15 protein-coding genes and 1 pseudogene are annotated in these 19,415 nt (G+C 75.6%); 14 read left to right on the top strand and 2 right to left on the bottom strand.

Features of this window, described 5'->3' with window-relative positions:
- The 5 genes from GC089_RS15035 (at position 1) to GC089_RS15015 (ending at position 7,607) form a co-directional block, all read left to right on the top strand.
- Positions 1–1,020 carry a DUF3027 domain-containing protein gene (locus GC089_RS15035; protein WP_155378323.1) on the top strand — a complete coding sequence of 340 codons (1,020 nt, stop codon included), beginning with the start codon at positions 1–3 and terminating at the stop codon, positions 1,018–1,020.
- Entirely contained in the window at positions 1,017–4,154 is a 3,138-nt protein-coding gene (locus GC089_RS15030; RefSeq protein WP_230684852.1) for a sacsin N-terminal ATP-binding-like domain-containing protein, read from the top strand. Before GC089_RS15035 ends, GC089_RS15030 begins: the two co-directional genes overlap by 4 nt.
- A gap of 44 nt (positions 4,155–4,198) precedes the next feature.
- Positions 4,199–6,487 (top strand): carbon starvation CstA family protein, encoded by a 2,289-nt coding sequence (locus GC089_RS15025; RefSeq protein ID WP_196250723.1) that lies wholly within the window; start codon positions 4,199–4,201, stop codon positions 6,485–6,487.
- Entirely contained in the window at positions 6,484–6,714 is a 231-nt protein-coding gene (locus GC089_RS15020; protein ID WP_370514018.1) for a CstA-like transporter-associated (seleno)protein, read from the top strand. The genes GC089_RS15025 and GC089_RS15020 overlap by 4 nt, the downstream gene beginning before the upstream one ends.
- A 65-nt stretch (positions 6,715–6,779) precedes the next feature.
- The gene (locus tag GC089_RS15015; protein ID WP_155378322.1) at positions 6,780–7,607 is read left to right on the top strand and encodes a CAP domain-containing protein; all 828 of its coding nucleotides are present in this window, start codon (positions 6,780–6,782) and stop codon (positions 7,605–7,607) included.
- A 21-nt stretch (positions 7,608–7,628) separates the two neighbouring features.
- Here the strand turns inward: GC089_RS15015 and GC089_RS15010 are convergent, their stop codons facing one another.
- A complete protein-coding gene (locus GC089_RS15010; RefSeq protein ID WP_230684851.1) occupies positions 7,629–7,916 on the bottom strand; it encodes a DUF2530 domain-containing protein in 288 nt (95 codons plus the stop codon).
- Positions 7,917–7,938: 22 nt separating this feature from the next.
- Positions 7,939–8,517, bottom strand: a complete 579-nt coding sequence (locus tag GC089_RS15005; protein WP_155378321.1) for a low molecular weight phosphatase family protein — start codon at positions 8,515–8,517, stop codon at positions 7,939–7,941.
- Positions 8,518–8,601: 84 nt separating this feature from the next.
- On the opposite strand from GC089_RS15005, the gene GC089_RS15000 reads away from it, so the two are divergent.
- The 9 genes and pseudogenes from GC089_RS15000 to GC089_RS20185 all read left to right on the top strand — a co-directional run bounded on the left by GC089_RS15000 (position 8,602) and on the right by GC089_RS20185 (position 18,520).
- Entirely contained in the window at positions 8,602–10,476 is a 1,875-nt protein-coding gene (locus tag GC089_RS15000; RefSeq protein ID WP_155378320.1) for a DUF4012 domain-containing protein, read from the top strand.
- 37 nt (positions 10,477–10,513) lie between these two features.
- Positions 10,514–11,095, top strand: coding sequence for a peptidase (locus GC089_RS14995; protein WP_230684850.1), 582 nt, complete (start codon positions 10,514–10,516; stop codon positions 11,093–11,095).
- Between the two features lie 166 nt (positions 11,096–11,261).
- A complete protein-coding gene (locus GC089_RS14990) occupies positions 11,262–12,836 on the top strand; it encodes a polysaccharide biosynthesis tyrosine autokinase (RefSeq protein ID WP_155378319.1) in 1,575 nt (524 codons plus the stop codon).
- Position 12,837: 1 nt separating this feature from the next.
- Positions 12,838–14,067 carry a hypothetical protein gene (locus GC089_RS14985; RefSeq protein ID WP_155378318.1) on the top strand — a complete coding sequence of 410 codons (1,230 nt, stop codon included), beginning with the start codon at positions 12,838–12,840 and terminating at the stop codon, positions 14,065–14,067.
- A 74-nt stretch (positions 14,068–14,141) separates the two neighbouring features.
- Positions 14,142–15,509, top strand: coding sequence for a lipopolysaccharide biosynthesis protein (locus GC089_RS14980; protein WP_155378317.1), 1,368 nt, complete (start codon positions 14,142–14,144; stop codon positions 15,507–15,509).
- Between the two features lie 14 nt (positions 15,510–15,523).
- Positions 15,524–16,459, top strand: coding sequence for a glycosyltransferase (locus GC089_RS14975; protein ID WP_155378316.1), 936 nt, complete (start codon positions 15,524–15,526; stop codon positions 16,457–16,459).
- A complete protein-coding gene (locus tag GC089_RS14970; RefSeq protein ID WP_155378315.1) occupies positions 16,456–17,271 on the top strand; it encodes a glycosyltransferase in 816 nt (271 codons plus the stop codon). Before GC089_RS14975 ends, GC089_RS14970 begins: the two co-directional genes overlap by 4 nt.
- A pseudogene (locus GC089_RS20190) lies at positions 17,268–18,236 on the top strand (glycoside hydrolase family 99-like domain-containing protein); the annotation flags it as partial. The gene GC089_RS14970 and the pseudogene GC089_RS20190, both read left to right, overlap by 4 nt.
- Positions 18,149–18,520 (top strand): glycoside hydrolase family 99-like domain-containing protein, encoded by a 372-nt coding sequence (locus GC089_RS20185; protein ID WP_370514119.1) that lies wholly within the window; start codon positions 18,149–18,151, stop codon positions 18,518–18,520. The pseudogene GC089_RS20190 and the gene GC089_RS20185, both read left to right, overlap by 88 nt.
- The last annotated feature ends 895 nt before the right edge of the window (positions 18,521–19,415 follow it).

The raw sequence follows: 19,415 nt of genomic DNA, 5'->3' as shown, positions 1-19,415 counted from the left end.
GTGCCCGCCGCTGTCAAGGACGCCGTCCTCGAGCGCGCGGTCGACCTCGCGCGCGCCGTCGCCGTCGAGATCGCCGAGGAGCCCGAGCACGTCGGCGAGTACCTCGGCGCGGTGCGCGAGTCCGAGCGCCTCGTCTCCCACCGCTTCGCCTGCACGGCGCGCGGGTACCGGGGGTGGGCGTGGACGGTGACCGTCGCGCGCGTGCCGCGCGGGCGCACCGCGACCGTGTGCGAGGCGGAGCTGCTGCCGGGCGAGGACGCGATCCTGCCGCGGCCGTGGGTGCCGTGGTCGGAGCGGCTGCGTCCCGGTGACATCGGTCCGGGCGACGTCCTGCCGTTCCGCCCCGACGACCCGCGTCTCGAGCCGGGCTGGACGCCCACGGGTGACCCCGAGCTGGACGAGGTCGCGATCGACGAGCTCGCGCTCGCCCGCGTGCGCGTGCTGTCGCCGCAGGGGCGCGACGAGGCCGCCGAGCGCTGGTACCGCGGGTCGCACGGGCCGACGAGCCCGGGCGCGGTGGCGTCGAGCGCGGCGTGCGCGTCCTGCGGGTTCCTCGTGCCGCTGCAGGGCTCGCTCGGCACGGTGTTCGGGGTGTGCGCGAACGCGTGGTCGCCGGACGACGGCAAGGTCGTCAGCCTCGACCACGGGTGCGGTGCCCACTCGGAGACGGACGTCGAGCAGGGGCCGTCGGAGTGGCCGTCGCCCGACCCGCTGGTCGACGAGACGAGCGTGGAGATCGTGGACCGCGCCGCCGACGCCCCCGCGCCGGTCGTCGTGGCGGCAACGGCCCCCGCGGAGGACGCCGCGGCCCCGGCCGAGGAGGCCGAGGTCCCCGCCGAGGAGGCCCCGGTCGACGCCGCGGACGACGCCGGCGACGCCGTGACGGGCGAGACCACGCCCGCGCCGGGCACCGACGTCCCCGTCACCGAGGACGTCCCGTCCGACGAGGACGCCGCGCTGCCGCCGGTCCCCGTGGAGGAGGCCGCCGCGCCGGAGGGCGACGGCGACACCTCCCGGTGACCGCCGACGTCTTCGGCACGGCCGCGCTGCGCGGCACCGTGCTGGAGGCGTGGCGGGCCTCGCCCGCACGGCTGCGCGAGGACGCCAACACCGAGGAGGACCACGCCCGCGGGTACTACCGCGACCGGGTCGTCGTCGAGCTCGCGCAGAACGCCGCCGACGCGGCGGTGCGCGCCGGCGTCCCTGGCCGGCTGCTGCTGCGCCTGACCCGGGACGACGCGGGCACGTGGACCCTCGTCGCGGCGAACACCGGCGCACCGCTCGACGCCGCCGGCGTCGCCTCCCTCGCGTCGATGCGGGCGTCCGCGAAGCGCGACGCGGCGCCGACGACGGTCGGCCGGTTCGGCGTCGGCTTCGCGGCGGTGCGTGCGGTCGCGGACGAGGTCGTCGTGGCGTCGACGAGCGGTGCGGTGCGCTTCTCGCTCGCGGCGACGCGGGCCGTCGTCGACGAGACCGCGGCCGCGCAGGCCGCGCAGGGGCGTCCGGAGCTCGCCGCGGAGGTGGCGCGCCGGGAGGGCTCGCTGCCCGCGCTGCGTCTGCCGTGGGACGCGCCCGACCGTCCGCCGACGGGCTACGACACGGCCGTCGTGCTCACGCTGCGCGACGCCGCGTCCGTCGACGAGGTCCGCCGGCAGCTCGCCACGGTGGACGACCCGCTGCTGCTCGCGCTGCCGGGTCTCGTCGAGGTCGTCCTCGAGGACGACGACGCGCCGCCCCGCAGGGTCGCGGACGTGGCGTCCCGGTGGCACCTCGGCACCGCGGAGGGGGAGCTGCCGCTCGCGCTGCTCGCCGACCGGCCCGTCGAGGAGCGCACGGCCCGCCGGTGGCGCGTGACGTGGGCGGTGCCGCGCCCGGGGGCCGCCGTCCGCCCGCCCGGCGTCGTCCACGCCCCGACCCCGACCGACGAGCCGCTGTCGCTGCCCGCGCTGCTCGTCGCGACGCTCCCGCTGGACCCGTCGCGGCGGCACGTCGCCCCCGGACCTCTCGCCGACGCCGTGCTGGACCTCGCCGCCGACGGGTACGCGGCGCTGCTGACCCGCCTCGCGTCGCAGGGGCGCGACGTGCTCGACCTCGTCCCGACGGGTCTGCCCGCCGGTCCGGTCGACGCGGCCCTGCGCGAGCGGGTCCTGCGGCTGCTCGCGGGCGCCCCCCTGCTGACGCCGGCGGCAGGGGGTGGCCTCGTCGAGCCCCGCCGCGCCACGCTGCTGACCGACCTGACCGACGCCCCCGCCGTCGAGGCGCTGGGCGCCGTGGTCGCGGGCCTCGTGCAGGTGCCGGCCGCCGGGCGCGCCGCCGCCCGTGCGCTCGGCGTGGAGGAGCGCACGCTGGCCGAGGTCGTCGACGAGCTGCCCGCGGGCGACGGCCTCGACTGGTCCGCGCTCTACGACGCGCTCGAGCCGGCGGCGGCCGACCCGCGCACGCGCGAGTCCCTCGCCGCGCTGCCGGTGCCGCTGGCCGACGGACGCACGGTCCGCGGCGCCCGGGGGACCGTCGTGCTCGACCCGGACCTCGCCGCCGCGCTCGCGCCCGGCACGCTCGCGGTGCTGCGGGCCGGCGGCCTGCGCGTCGTCGACCCCCGGGCCGCCCGTCCGCTGCTCGTGCGCCTGGGCGCGGACCGGCCGGACGCGGCGGCGCTGCTCGTGCACCGGGCCGTGCGCGCGGCGGTGCTCGCGCAGGCGGACGACGACGACCTCGTGCACGCCCGGGCGGTGACCGACGCCGTGCTCGACCTGGTGGCCGCGCTGCCGGACGTGCGGGACGCGGACGGGCCCGTCGGCGCGGACGTCGCCGGGCACGCGGCGGCGGCGTGGCTCGGGCTGCTGACGCTCACGGCGGCGGACGGGGAGCCGTCGCCGGCGCACGGCCTCGTGCTGCCCGGCTCGCCCGCGGCGGGGCTGCTGGACGACCGGGTGCTGGCGCCGGTCGCGGTGGACGAGCTCGACCGGTGGGGCCCGGCCGTGCTGACCGCGGTGGGCGTCCGCCACGACCTCGTCGTCACGCGGGTGCCCGACGTGGTGACGGGCGTCCTCGCGGACGACGACCCCGACGACCCGGCCGCGCTCGCCGCGGCGTCGCTCGACGGCTGGTCCGAGTACGTCGACCACCTCGCGGACGCCGTGGGCGCGGGGCTGTACGTCGGGGACGTCGACGCCGTCGCCGACCTCGACGCGGTCGTGGAGGACGCCTGGCCGGACGTGCTCGCGCACGTCGCGGCCCGGCCGCACCTGCGCGCGGCGCTGCTCACGCCCGTGCGGGCCGAGGGCTCGTCCGTGCCGCTGCCGTCCTACGCGGCGTGGTGGCTGCGCACGCGCGTGGAGCCCTCCCTGCCGGCGGTGTTCGCGCTGCCCGGGTCGGACGCGCCGGCCGGCCTGCTGCCCGCGGCGCCCGCCGCGTACGCGCACCTGGACCCGGACGTGCTGCGCGCGCTCGGCGGCGTCGGCGCGCTGGCGGAGCTGGGCCCGGCCGACTGGGACGAGGTGCTCGACCGGCTCGGCCCGGCCGGCACGCGCGTGGCGCCGGCCGTGGCGGGTGCGGTGTGGCGCGCGTGGGCGTCCGCGGACGTGGCGGGCACCCTCGCGCCGGACGTCGTCGTCGCCCTCACGGACGGCGCGGACGCGGTCGTCGCCCAGGCGGCCGGTGCGGTGGTCGCGGACTCGCCCGCCTGGTGGCAGCGCCGGGACGTCGGCGCCGTCGTCCCCGTCCCGCCGGGCGCCGCGGCGGACGCCCGCCTCGTGGCCGACCGGCTCGACCTGCCGTGCGCGTCCGACCGCGCGGCGGGGGTGGTCGACGACCCGGGGGAGACCGAGCCGGTGCCCGCCGAGGTCGCGGACCTGCTGCCCGGCGCCCCGCGTCCTGGGAGCGGCACGACGACCTGCGGGTCGACGGGGAGCCGGTCGAGTGGTGGGTCGAGGGCACCGGTGCCGACGCGCGCGTGCACGCCGTGCACCTGGCCGGTCTCGCCGCCGCGCTCGCGGCATCCGTCGGCGCGTGGCACCTGCGCGCGGTCCTCGAGGCGCTGCTCGTGGACCCGGGGCGCGGGGACGCGGTCCTCGACGTCCTGCTCGGCTGACCGCGTCGACCCCGTCCCGGAGCCGCAGGCTCGCTCACCGCGCGCTTCCGCACGCCGTCGTTAGGGTGCGAGACGAGGTGCCGAGGACCGTCTCGAGGGGGAGATGACGTGGCCGGACGTGGGCAGCGCGGTGCAGGGGGCGGCGGGGGAGCGGTGCTGGAGCAGGACCCGGCCCTGCCGCCGGTGGCGCTGGACGAGGCCGCGGTCGAGGCGGAGCACCGCCGGTGGACACCGCTGCGGATCGCGGTCTGGGCGGCGGTCGCGCTGCTCGGCGGGGTCGCGTGGGTGGTCATCGCGGTGGTGCGGGGCGAGACGGTCAACGCGATCTGGTTCGTGTTCGCCGCCGTCTGCACGTACCTCGTCGCGTACCGCTTCTACTCGCGGTACATCGAGAAGCACCTGCTGCGCCCGGACGACCGGCGCGCGACGCCCGCCGAGAGCCAGGCGGACGGCAAGGACTTCGTCACGACCGACCGGCGCGTGCTCTTCGGCCACCACTTCGCGGCCATCGCGGGCGCCGGGCCGCTCGTCGGTCCGGTGCTGGCGGCGCAGATGGGCTACCTGCCCGGGACGATCTGGATCATCGTCGGCGTCGTCCTCGCCGGGGCGGTGCAGGACTACCTGGTGCTGTTCTTCTCGATGCGCCGCGGCGGGCGGTCGCTCGGGCAGATGGCGCGCGACGAGCTCGGCGTGGTCGGCGGCACGGCGGCGCTGCTCGCGACGCTCGTCATCATGGTGATCATCGTCGCGATCCTCGCGCTGGTGGTCGTCAACGCCCTCGCCGAGAGCCCGTGGGGCGTGTTCTCCGTCGCGATGACGATCCCGATCGCGCTGCTCATGGGCGTCTACCTGCGGTTCCTGCGCCCGGGCAAGGTCGCCGAGGTGTCGGTCATCGGCTTCGTGCTGCTGCTGGCCGCCATCGTCGGCGGCGGGATGATCGCCGAGACGGCGTGGGGCGCCGAGCTGTTCACCCTCGACCGCACGACCATCGCCTGGGGCATCGTCGTGTACGGGTTCGTCGCCGCCGTGCTGCCGGTGTGGCTGCTGCTCGCGCCGCGCGACTACCTGTCGACGTTCATGAAGATCGGCACGATCGTCATGCTCGCCGTCGCGATCGTGCTGGTGCGGCCCGTGCTGGAGGTGCCCGCGGTCAGCGAGTTCGCGGCGACCGGCACCGGGCCGGTGGTCGCCGGGTCGCTGTTCCCGTTCCTGTTCGTGACCATCGCGTGCGGCGCACTGTCGGGGTTCCACGCGCTCATCGCGTCCGGCACGACGCCCAAGCTCGTCGAGAAGGAGCGGCAGACGCGGCTCATCGGGTACGGCGGCATGCTCATGGAGTCGTTCGTGGCGATCATGGCGCTCGTCGCCGCGCTGTCCATCGACCGCGGCATCTACTTCGCGATGAACTCCTCGGCCGCGGCCACCGGGGGCACGGTGGAGGGTGCCGTCGCGTTCGTCAACGGGCTCGGCCTGACCGGCGTCGACCTGACGCCCGAGGCGCTCACGCAGACCGCCGAGGACGTCGGCGAGGAGACGATCGTGTCCCGCACCGGGGGCGCGCCGACGCTGTCGGTGGGGCTCGCGCACATCATGCAGCAGGTCGTCGGCGGGTCCGGGATGATGGCGTTCTGGTACCACTTCGCGATCATGTTCGAGGCGCTGTTCATCCTCACCGCCGTCGACGCCGGCACCCGCGTCGCGCGGTTCATGCTGCAGGACAGCATCGGCAACGTCGTCCCCCGCTTCCGCGACACGTCCTGGCGGGTGGGCGCGTGGATCGCCACCGGGGTGATGGTCGGCGCGTGGGGGGCCGTGCTGCTCATGGGCGTGACGGACCCGCTCGGCGGCATCAACACGCTGTTCCCGCTGTTCGGCATCGCGAACCAGCTGCTCGCGGCCATCGCGCTCGCGGTCTGCATGGCGATCGTCGCGAAGCAGGGCGCCGCCCGGTACCTGTGGGTCGTGCTGCTGCCGCTCGGGTTCGCGGCCGCCGTGACGATCACGGCGTCGTTCCAGAAGATCTTCTCGCCCGTCCCCGCGATCGGGTACTTCGCGCAGCACCGCGCGTTCCGGGACGCGCTGGACGCGGGGGAGACGAGCTTCGGCACGGCGACGAGCGTCGAGGCGATGCAGGCGGTCGTACGCAACACGATGATCCAGGGCGTGCTGTCGGTCGTGTTCGTGACCCTCGCGATCGTCGTCATCCTCAGCGCCGCGTGGGCGACGTACGGGTCGCTGCGGCGCGGTGGCGCGCCGAGCGCGGAGCTGCCGCCGACGCCCTCGCGGATCTGGGCGCCCGCCGGGCTGCTGCCGACGCGGCCCGAGAAGGAGCTCGAGGCGGCGTGGCACGCGCACGAGGCCGCGCACCCACGTCCGCGCGTGCGGAGCCACGGGTGAGCGCGGCGCGACGCGTGACGGCGCCGGCGCCCGCCGCTCGCGGGCGACGGCGCGGGGTGCGCTGGTTCGTGCGCGCGCTGCTGGGGGAGGACGCCTACGAGCGGTACCTCGAGCACCAGGCCGAGCACGGCCGGGCGCCGGGGGACCCGGGTGTGCTCACCGCGCGGGAGTTCTGGCGCGACCGCACCGACCGCCAGGACCGCGCCCCGCAGGGGCGGTGCTGCTGAGCCGCGCCGGCTGCCCGACGTGTCCGGTTGACCCCGAAAGGTCACGTTCCGGTAACGTCCCTGTCGTGCCCGACTCCCCCGAGGTCCGCCGACGCGAGATCCGCCGCTGGCAGCAGCGGCGACGCAGGCAGGGGCGGTGGGCCCGGCGGCTCGCACCGCTCGGCGTCGTGGCCGTGGCGTCCGGTCTGGTCGTCGCGGTCGCGCCGGTGGCCCAGGGCCCGGCCGAGGTGGTGACGGCCACCGTCGACCTGGTGGACCGGGACCGCGGTGCGGCGTCGCGCAGCGCGACCCGCGACGAGGTGCCGACCGCCACCCCGGCCGCCACCCCGACCGCCTCCGCGACGGCGGCGCCGACGCCCGCGCCGACGCAGGCACCGGCCGCCGCGCCCACCGTGACGCCCGAACCGGCCGCCGCACCGCCGGCTCCCGACCCCGCGCCCGAGGCCGCGCCGGCACCGGCGGCGGGGCCCGCACCGCGCGCCCAGGAGCCGGCGGCGGCACCGCGGGCGGCGGCGGCCGCCCCGTCGGCGCCGGCCGACGCGATGGCCGCCCGGATCGTCGAGCTCACGAACGCCGAGCGTCGCGCCGCCGGGCTCGGCGACCTCGCCGTGTCGGCCTGCGCGGCGCAGCAGGCGCTGCAGCGCACGGCGGTGCTGGTGGCCCAGGGGCGGTTCGAGCACGACCCGCTGCAGCCGATCGTCGCCGCCTGCGGCGTCGGCACCGTGGGGGAGAACCTGTCGCTCGGCTACCGGACCGCGGAGGCGGCCGTCACCGGCTGGATGGGCTCCTCGGGGCACCGGGCGAACATCCTGCGCACGTCGTACCGGCAGATCGGCGTCGGGTGCACCGAGGGACCGCGCGGCTGGCTGTGCGCGCAGGTGTTCCTGGGCTGAGCCGGGGCGGGACCGCCGGGCTCAGCGGTCGGTGGCGCCGTCCGGGCCGAGCGTGGCGCCCGAGCCGTCGGAGGCGAGGCGGCCGTGCCGGCGGGACCACTCGACGCCCGCCACACCGACGAGGGCGCCGGCGCCGCACACCAGCACGGCGTCGGTCGTCGCGATGTCGAGGGCCCACAGGGCCGTCACGACCAGGAGCGCCACGACCCACAGGCCCGTGCCCCCGGCCATGACCCGTCCCAGGTCGACGTCCAGCGGCGGGGGCGGCGTGCGCTGGGGGTGCAGGAGGACGTCGAGGAGGGCGCGCACGTGCCGATGCTAGCCGCCGGGGTCAGCGCGCGGCCGTGACCAGGGCGTCCGCGACCGCGTCGACGGCCGGTGCGAGGGCCTGGAAGGACGCCCGGTAGACCGCGTCCGACTGGCCGATGGGGTCGACCACGTCGTCCTCGCCGGGCCCCGCCAGGTGCCGCACCCCGGCGGCGAGGGCCGGCAGGGCACGCACCCGCTCGCCCGGGGTCGACCCGGCCGCGGCGAGGGCGGCCGGGTCGACGTGCCGCAGCAGCCGCGCCAGCTCGAGCAGCGTGAACGTGCGACGGACCATCGCGGGCGCGTGCTCGACCACCGCCGAGCGGTGGGCGCGCGTGAGGGTGAGCACCAGGTCGACGTCCCGCAGCACCGCGGGCGTCAGCTGGCGGGCCGCGAACCCGTCGGCGTCCGCGCCCGCCCCGGTGATGAGCGGCACCATCGGCGGGCTCACCGCCGCGCCGACCACGGCCCGCGTGCCCGCCGACTCCACCACCACGTCCGTGCCCGCCAGGCGCAGGCGCAGCAGGCGCTCGACCGCGGGGGAGCGGCAGATGTTGCCCGTGCAGACGGTGAGGACGCGGGCGGGGTCGGGGGGCGTCGTCATGAGGGCACATCCTGCCGGACGGTTAGCATCGCGGGCGGCGCGTGCCCCGTCCGGAGCACGCCGCAGGCGAGGCGTGGGGGACGCGTGGCACATCCCGGGTGGGGCGAGCAGTGGGGGACCCCGTCGGTCCCGGCGGGCGCGCCGCCGGTGCCGACGTCGTCGGGGCGCCCACGTCGCGGGACCCGCGGCGCGCGCTCCCGCCGGCCGCTGCGCGTCGCGCTGCTGGTGACGCTCGGTGTGCTGCTGGTCGTCGTGGCGCTGGGGGCGTGGTTCGTGCGCGACGCGCTGCAGGCCCGGGACGCCCTGATGGCGGCCGCCGACGACGTCTCCCGGATGCAGGAGCTCGTCACCGCCGGCGACGTCGCCGGGGCCGAGGCGGTCGTGCCGGGCCTGCAGGAGCACGCCGCCGAGGCGCGCGAGCGCACGGACGGCCCGCTGTGGTCGGTCGCGCGCGCACTGCCGTGGGCCGGGCCGAACGTGAGCGCGGTGCAGACGGTCGCGTCCGTGGTCGACGACCTCGCGCAGCGCGCGCTCCCGCCGCTCGTGCAGGCGACGGCCGTCGTCGACCCCGCGGCGCTGGCCCCGGTCGACGGACGGCTCGACGTGGCGCCGATCGCCGCGATCGCTCCGCAGGTCACCGCCGCCGACGGCGCGGTCCGCGGGGCGGTGGAACAGCTCGCCGCGATCGACTCCGCCGAGCTGCTCGAGCAGATCGCCGCGCCGGTCGACGAGCTGCGGGACAAGGTCGCCGCCGTCGCCGCGGACACGGCCACGGCGTCGCGCGCGGTGCAGCTGCTGCCCGCGATGCTCGGCGCCGAGGGGCCGCGGCAGTACCTCGTCCTCGTGCAGAACAACGCCGAGCCGCGCGCGACGGGCGGCATCGCGGGCGCCGTGCTGCTGCTGCGCGTGCAGGACGGGGCCATCGAGGTCGTGGAGCAGCGGACGGGCGGCGAGCTCGCGGGTCTGGCTCAGCCCGTGGTGGAGCTGACGCCCGCCGAGCAGGACCTGTTCGGCCCGCTGCTCGCCACCGACATGCGCGACGTCAACTTCACGCCCGACTTCCCGCGCTCGGCGCGGATCGCGCAGCGCATCTGGCAGCAGGAGGTCGGGGCGGAGGTCGACGGCGTGCTGTCGGTCGACCCGGGGACGCTGGCGCTCGTCCTGCGGGCCACCGGTCCCGTCGCCCTCCCGACGGGGGGAGCGCTCACGGCCGACGACGCGGCGGCGCGCCTGCTCAACCAGGTGTACCTCGACATCGAGGACCCGCGAGCCCAGGACGCCTACTTCGCGGCGACCGCAGCAGCCGTCTTCGCGGCCGTCGCCGGTGGGCAGGGGGACCCGGCCGCCGCCGTGGACGCGCTCGCCGAGGCGGCGCGCCAGGGGCGCCTCATGGTGTGGTCCGCGGCCGAGGACGAGCAGGCGCTGCTGGAGGGCACCGTGCTCGCTGGCGAGCTGCGCGGCTCCGCGGCCGACTCCCCGGTCGTCGGCGTCTTCCTCAACGACGCCACGCAGGCGAAGGTCGGGTACTACCTCGACGTGGCCTGGGAGGCCGAGGCGGTGGAGTGCCGCCCGGACGGCTCGCAGCTCGTCCAGGTGCGGGGGACATATCGCTACGCACCGCCGGAAAACGTCGACGACCTCCCGGAGTACGTCCTGGGGCCGGCGCGCATCGTGCCGCCGGGGCAGCTGCGCGTGAATGCGCTCGTGTACGTCCCGGAGAATGGGCACCTGGAGTCCCTACGGGTGAACTCCGAAGAAACGCCGGTCCACGCGCAGATCCACGACGAGCTGTCGGTCGCGGCCCTGACCTGGACGTTCGAACCCGGACAGACCCGGACACTCGTGGTCGACCTGGTCACTCGTTCGGACCAGAAGGGGGACGTCCTGATCCGGTCGACCCCTCTCGCGCATTCGGGCGGGAACGTGACTGCGGTTTCCTCCTGCGCTGCCAACGGTTAGTGTTCGAACCGACACCCGCCTGCGTCGACGGTTCGACGTGAGCGGGATCCAGGTCCACACCCCGGGGGGGAACATGAAGTACCGCCGTTCGGCTGCCGCGGTGGCGCTCGCCGCCGCGCTCGCGCTCGCGCCCACCGCTGCCTTCGCCTACGGGGCTGCGGACTACACCAACACCGGCACCGTGTCGGACACGACGCCGGCCCTCGGCGACGCGTTCACCGTGACGGTCCAGGGCCCGGCGAACACGCCGGTCAACCTGACGATCACCTCGAACCCCGCCTCGATCCCGGACTCCGCGATCTCCATCGCGGGGACGCGCGTCGCGACGAAGACGACGAACGCCTCGGGTGTCGCGACCTTCTCCGTGACCCTGTCCCAGGCCGGCTCGTTCACGCTCGTCGTGACCGACGGTGTCTCCGGTGCGGTGCTCAGCACGCAGGCCGTCACGGTCGCGGCCGGCTCGGGTGCCGGCGGCACCGCGAGCGGCGGTTCCGGTGCCCTCGCGGTCACGGGTTCCGACGCCGCCCTGCCGCTCGCGCTGGGTGCCGGTGCGCTGGTGCTCGCCGGCGCCGGTGCCGCGGTGTACGCGAACAAGCGCCGCCAGGACGCGCGCGTCTGAGTTCTTCCGGGCGTACCGCCCGCGATGAGGGCCTCCCACGAAAGCGGGGGGCCCTCATCGGTTCGTGCAGAATGCGCCGTCCGGCAGCGCCCGGACGGTGACGGTGTTCGGCGCACGGCACAATGGAGTACGTAAAGCCTGTCCGAGCGAACCGGGGGAAGCGCGCGTGGAGTTGCAGGACTATCTGGGCGTCGTCCGCAAGCGATGGGCGACGATCGCGGTGCTGACCCTCCTGTGCGCGCTCGCGAGCGTCGTCTTCTCCTTGACGCGCACGCCCATGTACTCCGCGACCACGCAGTTGTTCGTGTCCGTCCAGGGCAGCATGTCGAGCAATGACCTCCTGCAGGGCGCGAACTTCACGCGTCAGCAGGTGGCCTCCTACCGGGAGCTGGTCACCTCGCCGCTCGTGCTCGCACCTGTCGTCGACGACCTCGCCCTCGCCCAGCGGACGGAGGACCTGGCGGCGCGCGTCTCCGCCGAGGCGCCGGTCAACACGTCGCTGATCAACATCTCGGTGTACGACGAGGACGGTGCGCTGGCGGCAGCCAAGGCCAACGCGATCGCCAACGAGTTCCGCGAGGTGGTCTCCGAGCTCGAGACGCCGGACGGGGCCGAGGCCTCCCAGGTGAAGATCTCGATCGTCCGGGAGGCCACCGTGCCCACCGGGCCGGCAAGTCCGAACACCAGGCTGGACCTCGGCATCGGCCTCGCGCTCGGGCTCGTGCTCGGCCTCGCGGTGGCGCTCCTGCGAGAGGTGCTCGACACCCGGGTCCGTGGAGAGGACGACGTGGCCCGGGTGACCGACTCGTCGGTCGTCGGGGCCATCGTCTACGACGAGGACGCGCCGAAGGCTCCGCTGATCGTCCAGTCGGACCCGCACAGTCCCCGTGCCGAGGCGTTCCGTCGGCTGCGGACCAACGTGCAGTTCCTCGAGATCGCGGATCGACCGCACTCGATCATCGTCACCTCGTCGGTTCCGGCCGAAGGGAAGTCGACGACCGCCATCAACCTCGCGATCGCGCTGGCAGACTCCGGAACGCGGGTCGCGCTCGTCGACGCCGACCTGCGCCGACCGGCTGTAGGCAGGTACATGGGCCTCGAGAGCGCCGCCGGCCTCACGACGGTCCTGATCGGACGCGCGACCCTCGACGACGTCGTCCAGCCGTGGGGGAACGGGTTCCTTCACGTCCTTCCCTCGGGGCAGATCCCGCCCAACCCCAGCGAGCTGCTCGGCTCCGCCGCGATGGCGCAGGTCCTGCGCGACCTGACCGCCCGCTACGACATGGTCCTCGTCGACACACCGCCGCTGCTCCCCGTCACCGACGCCGCGATCCTCGCCAAGTTCACAGGCGGGGCCCTGGTCGTCGTCGGGGCGGGCACGGTGCACCGCGGGCAGCTGGCGGAGTCGATCAAGGCCCTCGAGACGGTGGGGGCGCGCGTTCTCGGGCTCGTGCTGAACCGGGAGGCGCGCAAGGCGAGCAAGTCGTACGAGTACTACCGCTACGAGTCCGCTCCGGCGGCGCCGTCGCGCGGTGCTGCACGGTTCTGGCGGCGGCGAGGAGGGTCCGTGAGTGCGCCCGTGCCCACCGCCCAGACGCCCACCGTGGCCCCAGCGTCTGCTGTCGACGACGCGGTTCTCGCCGGCGCCGGGCAGTCGGCGAGGCTGTGGCCCGGCGAGACCTTCACCGAGTCCCAGCTGCGCGGGCAGCAGGCGGCTCTGCCTCCCCAGCACCGCCGCTGACGTGCTGCACGACCACGGGGGCCTCACGGGCGCCGTCCCGAGGTCCGCCCGGCTCATGGGCGCGGCGGCGATGTCGCGCGTCATGCTGGTGTGTCTCGCTGCTCTCGCGGTCAACGCCGTGCTCATCCAGACGGTCGTGCCGGAGGAGTCGTCTCTCAAGCAGCTGGTGCGTGGGTCTGTCCTCGCGCTCGTCGTCTTCGCGATGATGCTCAACAACACCCGCGTCGCACTCCCGATCGTGCTGCTGGTGCTCTCGTCGGCCGTGCTCCTCCTGGTCGCCAGGAACACGGACCAGTTCTCCTATGTGTTCGTCCTGTGCATGGTCGCCGCGCTCATGGCGGTACCGGAGCAGCAGGTCGAGCGTGCGGTGCTGCTCGGCTCTCTCGGGTCGCTGGCGCTCGTCCTCGTGTTCCTGGTCCTCGGGATCACACACAACGAGGTCCTCGACCACAGGAATCGGGCGACCTTCGGGACGAACGGGGCGCCGTTCTTCTACAACCTCGTGTACGGCGCCTGTGCGCTGCTCGTGCTCGTCGCCACGAAGCGGTTGCGCCGCGGTACCGCGGTGCTGGCCTGGGTCGCCGCCGCGGCGGCCGCCACGTACTTCTTCGTGCGCACCGACCTGCGCGGTGGGTACGTCTCCTTCCTGGCCTTCCTGTTCCTGATGCTCGTCACGCCCCGGCTCGGCCGGTCGGCGATGTTCCGGTGGATTGCAGGGTCCCTGCCCGTGATCTTCCTGGCGCTGTCGTTCTACATCGGCAGCCTCAAGCACAGCGAGGCGGCGAACGTCCTGCTGAGCTACCGCCCGATGCTGATCGGCGAGTTCCTCGAGCACGTGCGGCCGGTGGACTACCTGGTCGGCACGTCGGTCAAGCAGTTCGACGAGGTCGTCAGCTCGGTGACCACCGTCGACAACTCCTACCTGCACCTCCTCGTCGGCGGTGGCGTGCTGCTGTGCGCCGCCTTCGTGGTGCTCTACTGGCGGGCCGTGGGCGCGCTGCTCGACGGCCACCAGTACGCGGACGTCGCGTTCCTCGCGGCGACGATGCTGTACTTCAACACCGAGAGCATCCTGCTGAGGATCGAGAACCTCTTCGTCGTCTACACCTGGTACCTGGTGGTCAGGCACGGACTGGTGACGAGGCGACGGCAGGAGGACGTGGTCGGCGCGGACCGGACGGCGAGCGCGACGAGGGCGCGGACGGTGGCCCCGCGGCCGACGGTGGCATGACGGCCGCCGCTGCCTCGCCGCGCGGGGGCATCCTGGGCGACGGCCTCCTCTACACAGCCGCAACGGTCGCGCCGATGGTCAGCGCCGTCGTCGTGACGCCCCTCGTCACGCGAACGCTCGGCGGTGCCGAGTACGGCGTCGTCGCACTGGGCGTCGCGGCGTACCAGGTGCTCGGTGTCGTGCTCGCGCTCGGGCTGCCCGCGGCGATCACGCGCAACGCGCTGATCGAGGCCGCGGGCACGCGCGGAGCCGCGGGCACCGTGGTCCTCGGGTCCGGAGCCGTGGCTGTCCTGTCGGCGTTCGGCGTCCTCGGGGTCTCGGTACTGCCGATCCGCGTCGGCGGGCTCCCGGCCGACGTCCTGCGGCTCGCGCTCCTGTCGGGCGCGGGGCTGGCCGTCGTGACGTTGTGCCAGGCGCAGCTGCGTGCCGAGCGTCGCGTGGGCACGTTCGTCGCACTGGGCATCGGCACGGCCGTCCTGCCACCGGTGGCAGGGCTCGTGACGGCGTCGGCGACGCTCGCGCACGCGGACCGCTACCTCGGTGCCGTCTCCGTCGGGCAGCTCGCCGTGGCGGTGGTGGCACTCGCCGTGGTCGTGGCCTCCGCCCGTCCCGCCCCCACTCGCCGTGGGTGGGAGCACGCGCTGCGGATTGCCCTCCCGACCGTGCCGCACCAGCTCGCGACCGGCGGTGTGGTGGGGTGCCTCGTGCTCCTCGTAGGGAACGCGGCCGGCCCTGTCGTCGCCGGCCAGAGCCAGCTCGCACTGCTCGTCGGTACCGTCCCGGTCCTTCTCGTCGGCGCGTTCAACAACGCGTGGGCTCCGCACGTGTACGCCGTGCCTCCCGCGGACCAGGCGGCGTTCGTGGCACGGACCGCGCGGCCGGTGCTGCGGGTCGCCGCGTGCCTGGCCGTCGGGCTCGCTGCGGTCGCGCCGTGGGTGCTGCACCTCCTCGCCCCGCCGGAGCTCGCGCGACCGAGCGGCTGGGCAGCAGCCGGTCTCGCGGCCCTGGCAGCGCCGGTCTCGGTGCTGTACCTGTCGAACGTCCACCTCGTGTTCGCGTCGGGACGTACGGGACTGCTGGCCGTCACGTCACCGGTGTCGCTGCTCCTGGCGCTCGGCGCGTTCGTCGCGGCGAGCCGCGCGGGCGTCGTCGCCCCGGTCGCGGCGGCCTGCGCTCTCGTCGCCTTCCACGTGCTGCAGTCCGTCGCCGCAGAGGTGCTGCGCCGCCGCACAGGGCGCCCCTCGGTGGGCACGGCGCACCGCCTGCCCGTGGTCGGCGGCACGGTCGCGGCGGTCGTCGCCCTCGTCGCCTGGGACCCGCCCCACGAGGTGCGCGTCGTCGTGGCGGTGCTGGTCGCCCTCGCAGGCGCGGTCGCGCTCCGAGGGCTGGAGACCGCGGCCCGGCCCCGGCGGGCCGTCCCCGAGAGGACGGTCGGCAGGTGAGCGGGGTGATCTGCATGGCCGTGTACAGGCCGGATCCCGAGCTCCTCCGGCGTCAGCTCGTCTCCCTGCGCGAGCAGACGCTGGCCGAGTGGGAGTGCGTCGTCGGAGTCGACGGCAAGGACGACGAGGTCGTCGCGCTGGTCGCCGGGACGGTCGGGGACGACGAGCGCTTCCACGTGCGCGTCGACGAACCGCGGGTCGGGCACTACCGGCAGTTCGAGCGACTGCTCGAGCAGGTGCCCGCGGACGCGTCGTGGGTGGCGCTGAGCGACCAGGACGACGTGTGGGCGCCCGACAAGCTCGCTCGCCTCGTCTGCAGGCTGGGCCCTGCGGCGCTCGTGCAGGGGGAGGCGTGGGTGGAGTCGGTCGACGGGACGCAGCCGCGTGGGCGTGCCGTGCGACGACCCGTGAGGCGCCTCTCGGCGCTGTTGGCGGACAACCAGGTGACGGGCAGCTTCGCGGTGCTCAGGCCGGACGTCCTCGGGGCGGCGCTGCCGTTCCCCGCACCGACGCCGGCGGCCTACCACGACCACTGGCTCGCGGTGTGCGCACACCTCGCCGGAGGTGTCGTGACGGTGCAGGAGCCGCTGCAGACGTACGTGCAGCACGGGGCGAACGTCCTGGGGGAGCAAGGGGGGCGGTCCATGACGTCGCGCTGGCGGAGCCTCGTGCAGGGGGCGTCGGGGCGCCGCACGAGCCCGCTTCAGGTCGTCGCCGACGAGAGGTGGGCCTGGCGGGTGCGGATGGCCCGCGCCGCGGTGGAGCGGTTCGACGACGTCGACCCCGAGGACCGGGCGACCCTCGAGGCCTTCGCGGCCGGGGCGGCGTCGGTGCCCCTCGCACGGCTCGTCCTCGCGGACGTCGTCCGCGGTCGGGTCTCCCGGACGCGCGCCCTCGCGCTGCTGGCCGGCGCGCTCTGGGTGTCGGCCCATGGTGGGAGGACGGCATGAGCACGGACTGGACCCTGGTGACCGTGACGTACAACAACGCGGCGGAGCTGAGGCAGTTCTGGTCCGACGTCGACCTGGCCGGCGCGAGGTGGATCGTGGTCGACAACGCCTCGGCGGACGGCTCCGCGGACGTCGCTCGCGCCCTCGGAGCCGACGTCGTCGCCCTGGAGCGCAACGTGGGGTTCGGTGCCGCGAACAACGTCGGCCTCCGCGTGGCGGAGAGCGAGTGGCTCGCGTTCGTCAACCCCGACGTGCGGGTCGATCCGGCGTCGTTCGCTCAGCTCGCCGCTACGAGCAGGCGGTACGGGGCGCTCGTCGCGCCGGCGCTGCGCGGGGTCGACGGGAGCGTGCAGCCCAACGGCCGGGGACTGCCGTACCCCACCGCCAAGCTCGCCCACCGGGGCCTGTGGCCGGGCAGAGCCGCCCGGAGTGCGTACGTGGTGCCGCCCACGACTGAACCGGTGTTCGTGGCATGGGTCATGGGGGCCGCCGTGGCCGGTCCGACGGCGGCGCTGCGTCGGCTCGGCGGATGGGACGAGCGCTACTTCATCTACTACGAGGACCACGATCTCGGGCTGCGCGCCTGGCGGCACGGCATGCCCGTCGTGGTGGACCCCCACGCCGCGTGGACGCACGAGTGGAAGCGTGCGACCACCGGGCTGTCGTGGCTGCACTGGAAGCACGAGCTGCGCTCCGGCCTCGCGTTCTACCGGGCCTACCCCGAGCTCCTGCTGGGACCGCGTTCCGCCCGACGGCGGAACCAGGACGCAGCCCGCTGGACCGGACGCAAGACCGAGGAGCGTGCGCAGTGAGTGCCTCGAGGCAGCGCGGGGAGCTCGACGGGCGCCAGGACGGCGGCCGGGGTCGTCCCCGGGACGGTCTGCCGCGCACCGTCGCGTTCTACCTGCCCCAGTTCCACGCGATCCCCGAGAACGACCGGTGGTGGGGCGAGGGCTTCACCGAGTGGACCAACGTCCGCCGCGCTCGCCCGCAGTTCGCCGGGCACGACCAGCCGCGCGTGCCGACGGACCTGGGCTGGTACGACCTGACCGACCCGGAGGTGCTCGCGCGCCAGAGCCGCCTCGCCCTCGACCACGGCGTCGACGCGTTCTGCTTCTACTACTACTGGTTCTCGGGCCACCGGCTGCTCGAACGACCCGTGGACGACTTCGTGGCCGGCGGGGTCCCGATGCCGTTCTGCCTGTCCTGGGCGAACGAGAACTGGACGCGGCGCTGGGACGGCAAGGCCCGCGACGTGCTCATGGCGCAGGAGTACACGGCCGAGTCCGAGGCCGCGGTCTTCGCGGACCTGGCCCGGTACCTGGCCGACCCGCGCTACCTGCGTGTCCGCGGCGCGGCCGTGCTGCTGGTCCACAAGGTCGAGGACCTTCCCGACCCGCGCCGCCTCGCTGCCACGTGGCGGGCGGCCGCCGACGCCGCGGGGGTCGGGCCGCTGCACCTCGTGGCGACCGAGACGGTGCGCGGGCTGCGCCCGCACGACCTGGGGTTCGACGCGGTCGCGGAGTTCCCCCCGGTCGGGTCGAACACCCTGGGTGTCGCGCGACTGCGCCCCCTGGACCACGGCGGGGTCGACTTCCGGGGGCGGCTGCTCTCCTACCCGCGGGTGGCGCGGCGCTTCGCGCGTCGTCGAGACCCCGACTTCGTCCGCTACCCGGGCGTCATGCCGGCGTGGGACAACACGGCCCGCCGCGGCGAGCGCGCGACGATATTCGTCGGCAGCAGCCCGGAGCTGTACGCGCGGTGGCTCCGTGCCGCGCGTCGGCGGGAGGCGTCGGCACGGGGGCGGACGGCCTCGTCTTCGTCAACGCGTGGAACGAGTGGGCCGAGGGGGCGTACCTCGAGCCCGACCGCACCCACGGCGACGCGTACCTGCGCGCGACGGCCGGCGACGAGCCGGTCACCGGCGGAGCCGCAGCGGACGTGCCCACGGGTCGCGTGTCGCTCGCCTGGGCCGGGTCGCTCGTGCGCGCTGCGGCCTCGTCCGCCCTCAGCCGCTGGCGCCGCGTGCGCCGCGCCGCCCGCTCGCGGGGGCGCAGGTGACGGTGCCGGCGGATCCCGCGGCGGAGGAGGTCGTCGCGTCGCTGGCCGTGGGGGACCACGACCGTGGCGTCGCCCCCGCGCGGGCGGCGGTCGCGCTCGCGCTGCTCGCCGCCGGCGCCCTGCTCCGGAGACCGCGCCCCGTCCGGGGCCGGACGACGCGGACTGGTTGTTCGCGGCCGCGAACCCGGTGGCGCACGGCGCGGGGCTCGTGCGCGCCGTGGTCGCGGCGACGCGGGCCTCCGGCCCGCGGCTGGCCGTCGCCGCCGACGCGCGCCTGGCCGACGGCGTGGCTGTCGACCTGGACCTGCCCGGGATCGGCGTGCGCTCGGTGTGGCGGCACGCGCGCTGGCGCGACCTGGTAGCGGCGGTGCGGGCGAGCACCGTCCGCGACCCACGCTTCGGCCGGCTCGCGTGGGCTTACCTGGTCGCGGCCCAGACCGCCCGGTACCGCGTGGTGGACGAGGCGCTGTGCGCCTGGCGCGGCCGGCCCGCACTGCTCGTCGACTACGACCGGCACGCGTACACGCGTCCGGTGGTCGCCGCCGCCCGACGGCGCGGGTGGCGGGTCGTCACGCTCGTGCACGGCTCGCCGTCGCGGCAGACGTACCTCCCCGTGCTGGCCGACCACGTGCTCGTGTGGGGCGGGGCGCAGCGGGACTTCTTCGCCCACCACCAGCCGGCGGTCGGCACGACGGTCGTCGGCCGCGTCGACGTCGACGGGGAGCCGAGCGGCAGGCGTCAGGGTCGGCGGCACGTGGTGCTGTGCTCGTCCCTCGAGCGCCTGACGCCCACCGAGACCGACCGGCTGCTCGCGCACGTGGAGGCCAGCGCAGCCGACGGGGCCGTGTGCGTGCTGCGCGCCCACCCCCGCGGCGGGGAGCCCGGCGACGGCTGG

It is taken from the genome of Cellulomonas sp. JZ18 (genome assembly GCF_009720485.1).
Classification (GTDB): Bacteria; Actinomycetota; Actinomycetes; order Actinomycetales; family Cellulomonadaceae; genus Cellulomonas.
The sequence above is the reverse complement of the archived record's forward strand: the minus strand, read 5'-3'. Positions and strand labels throughout refer to the sequence as shown.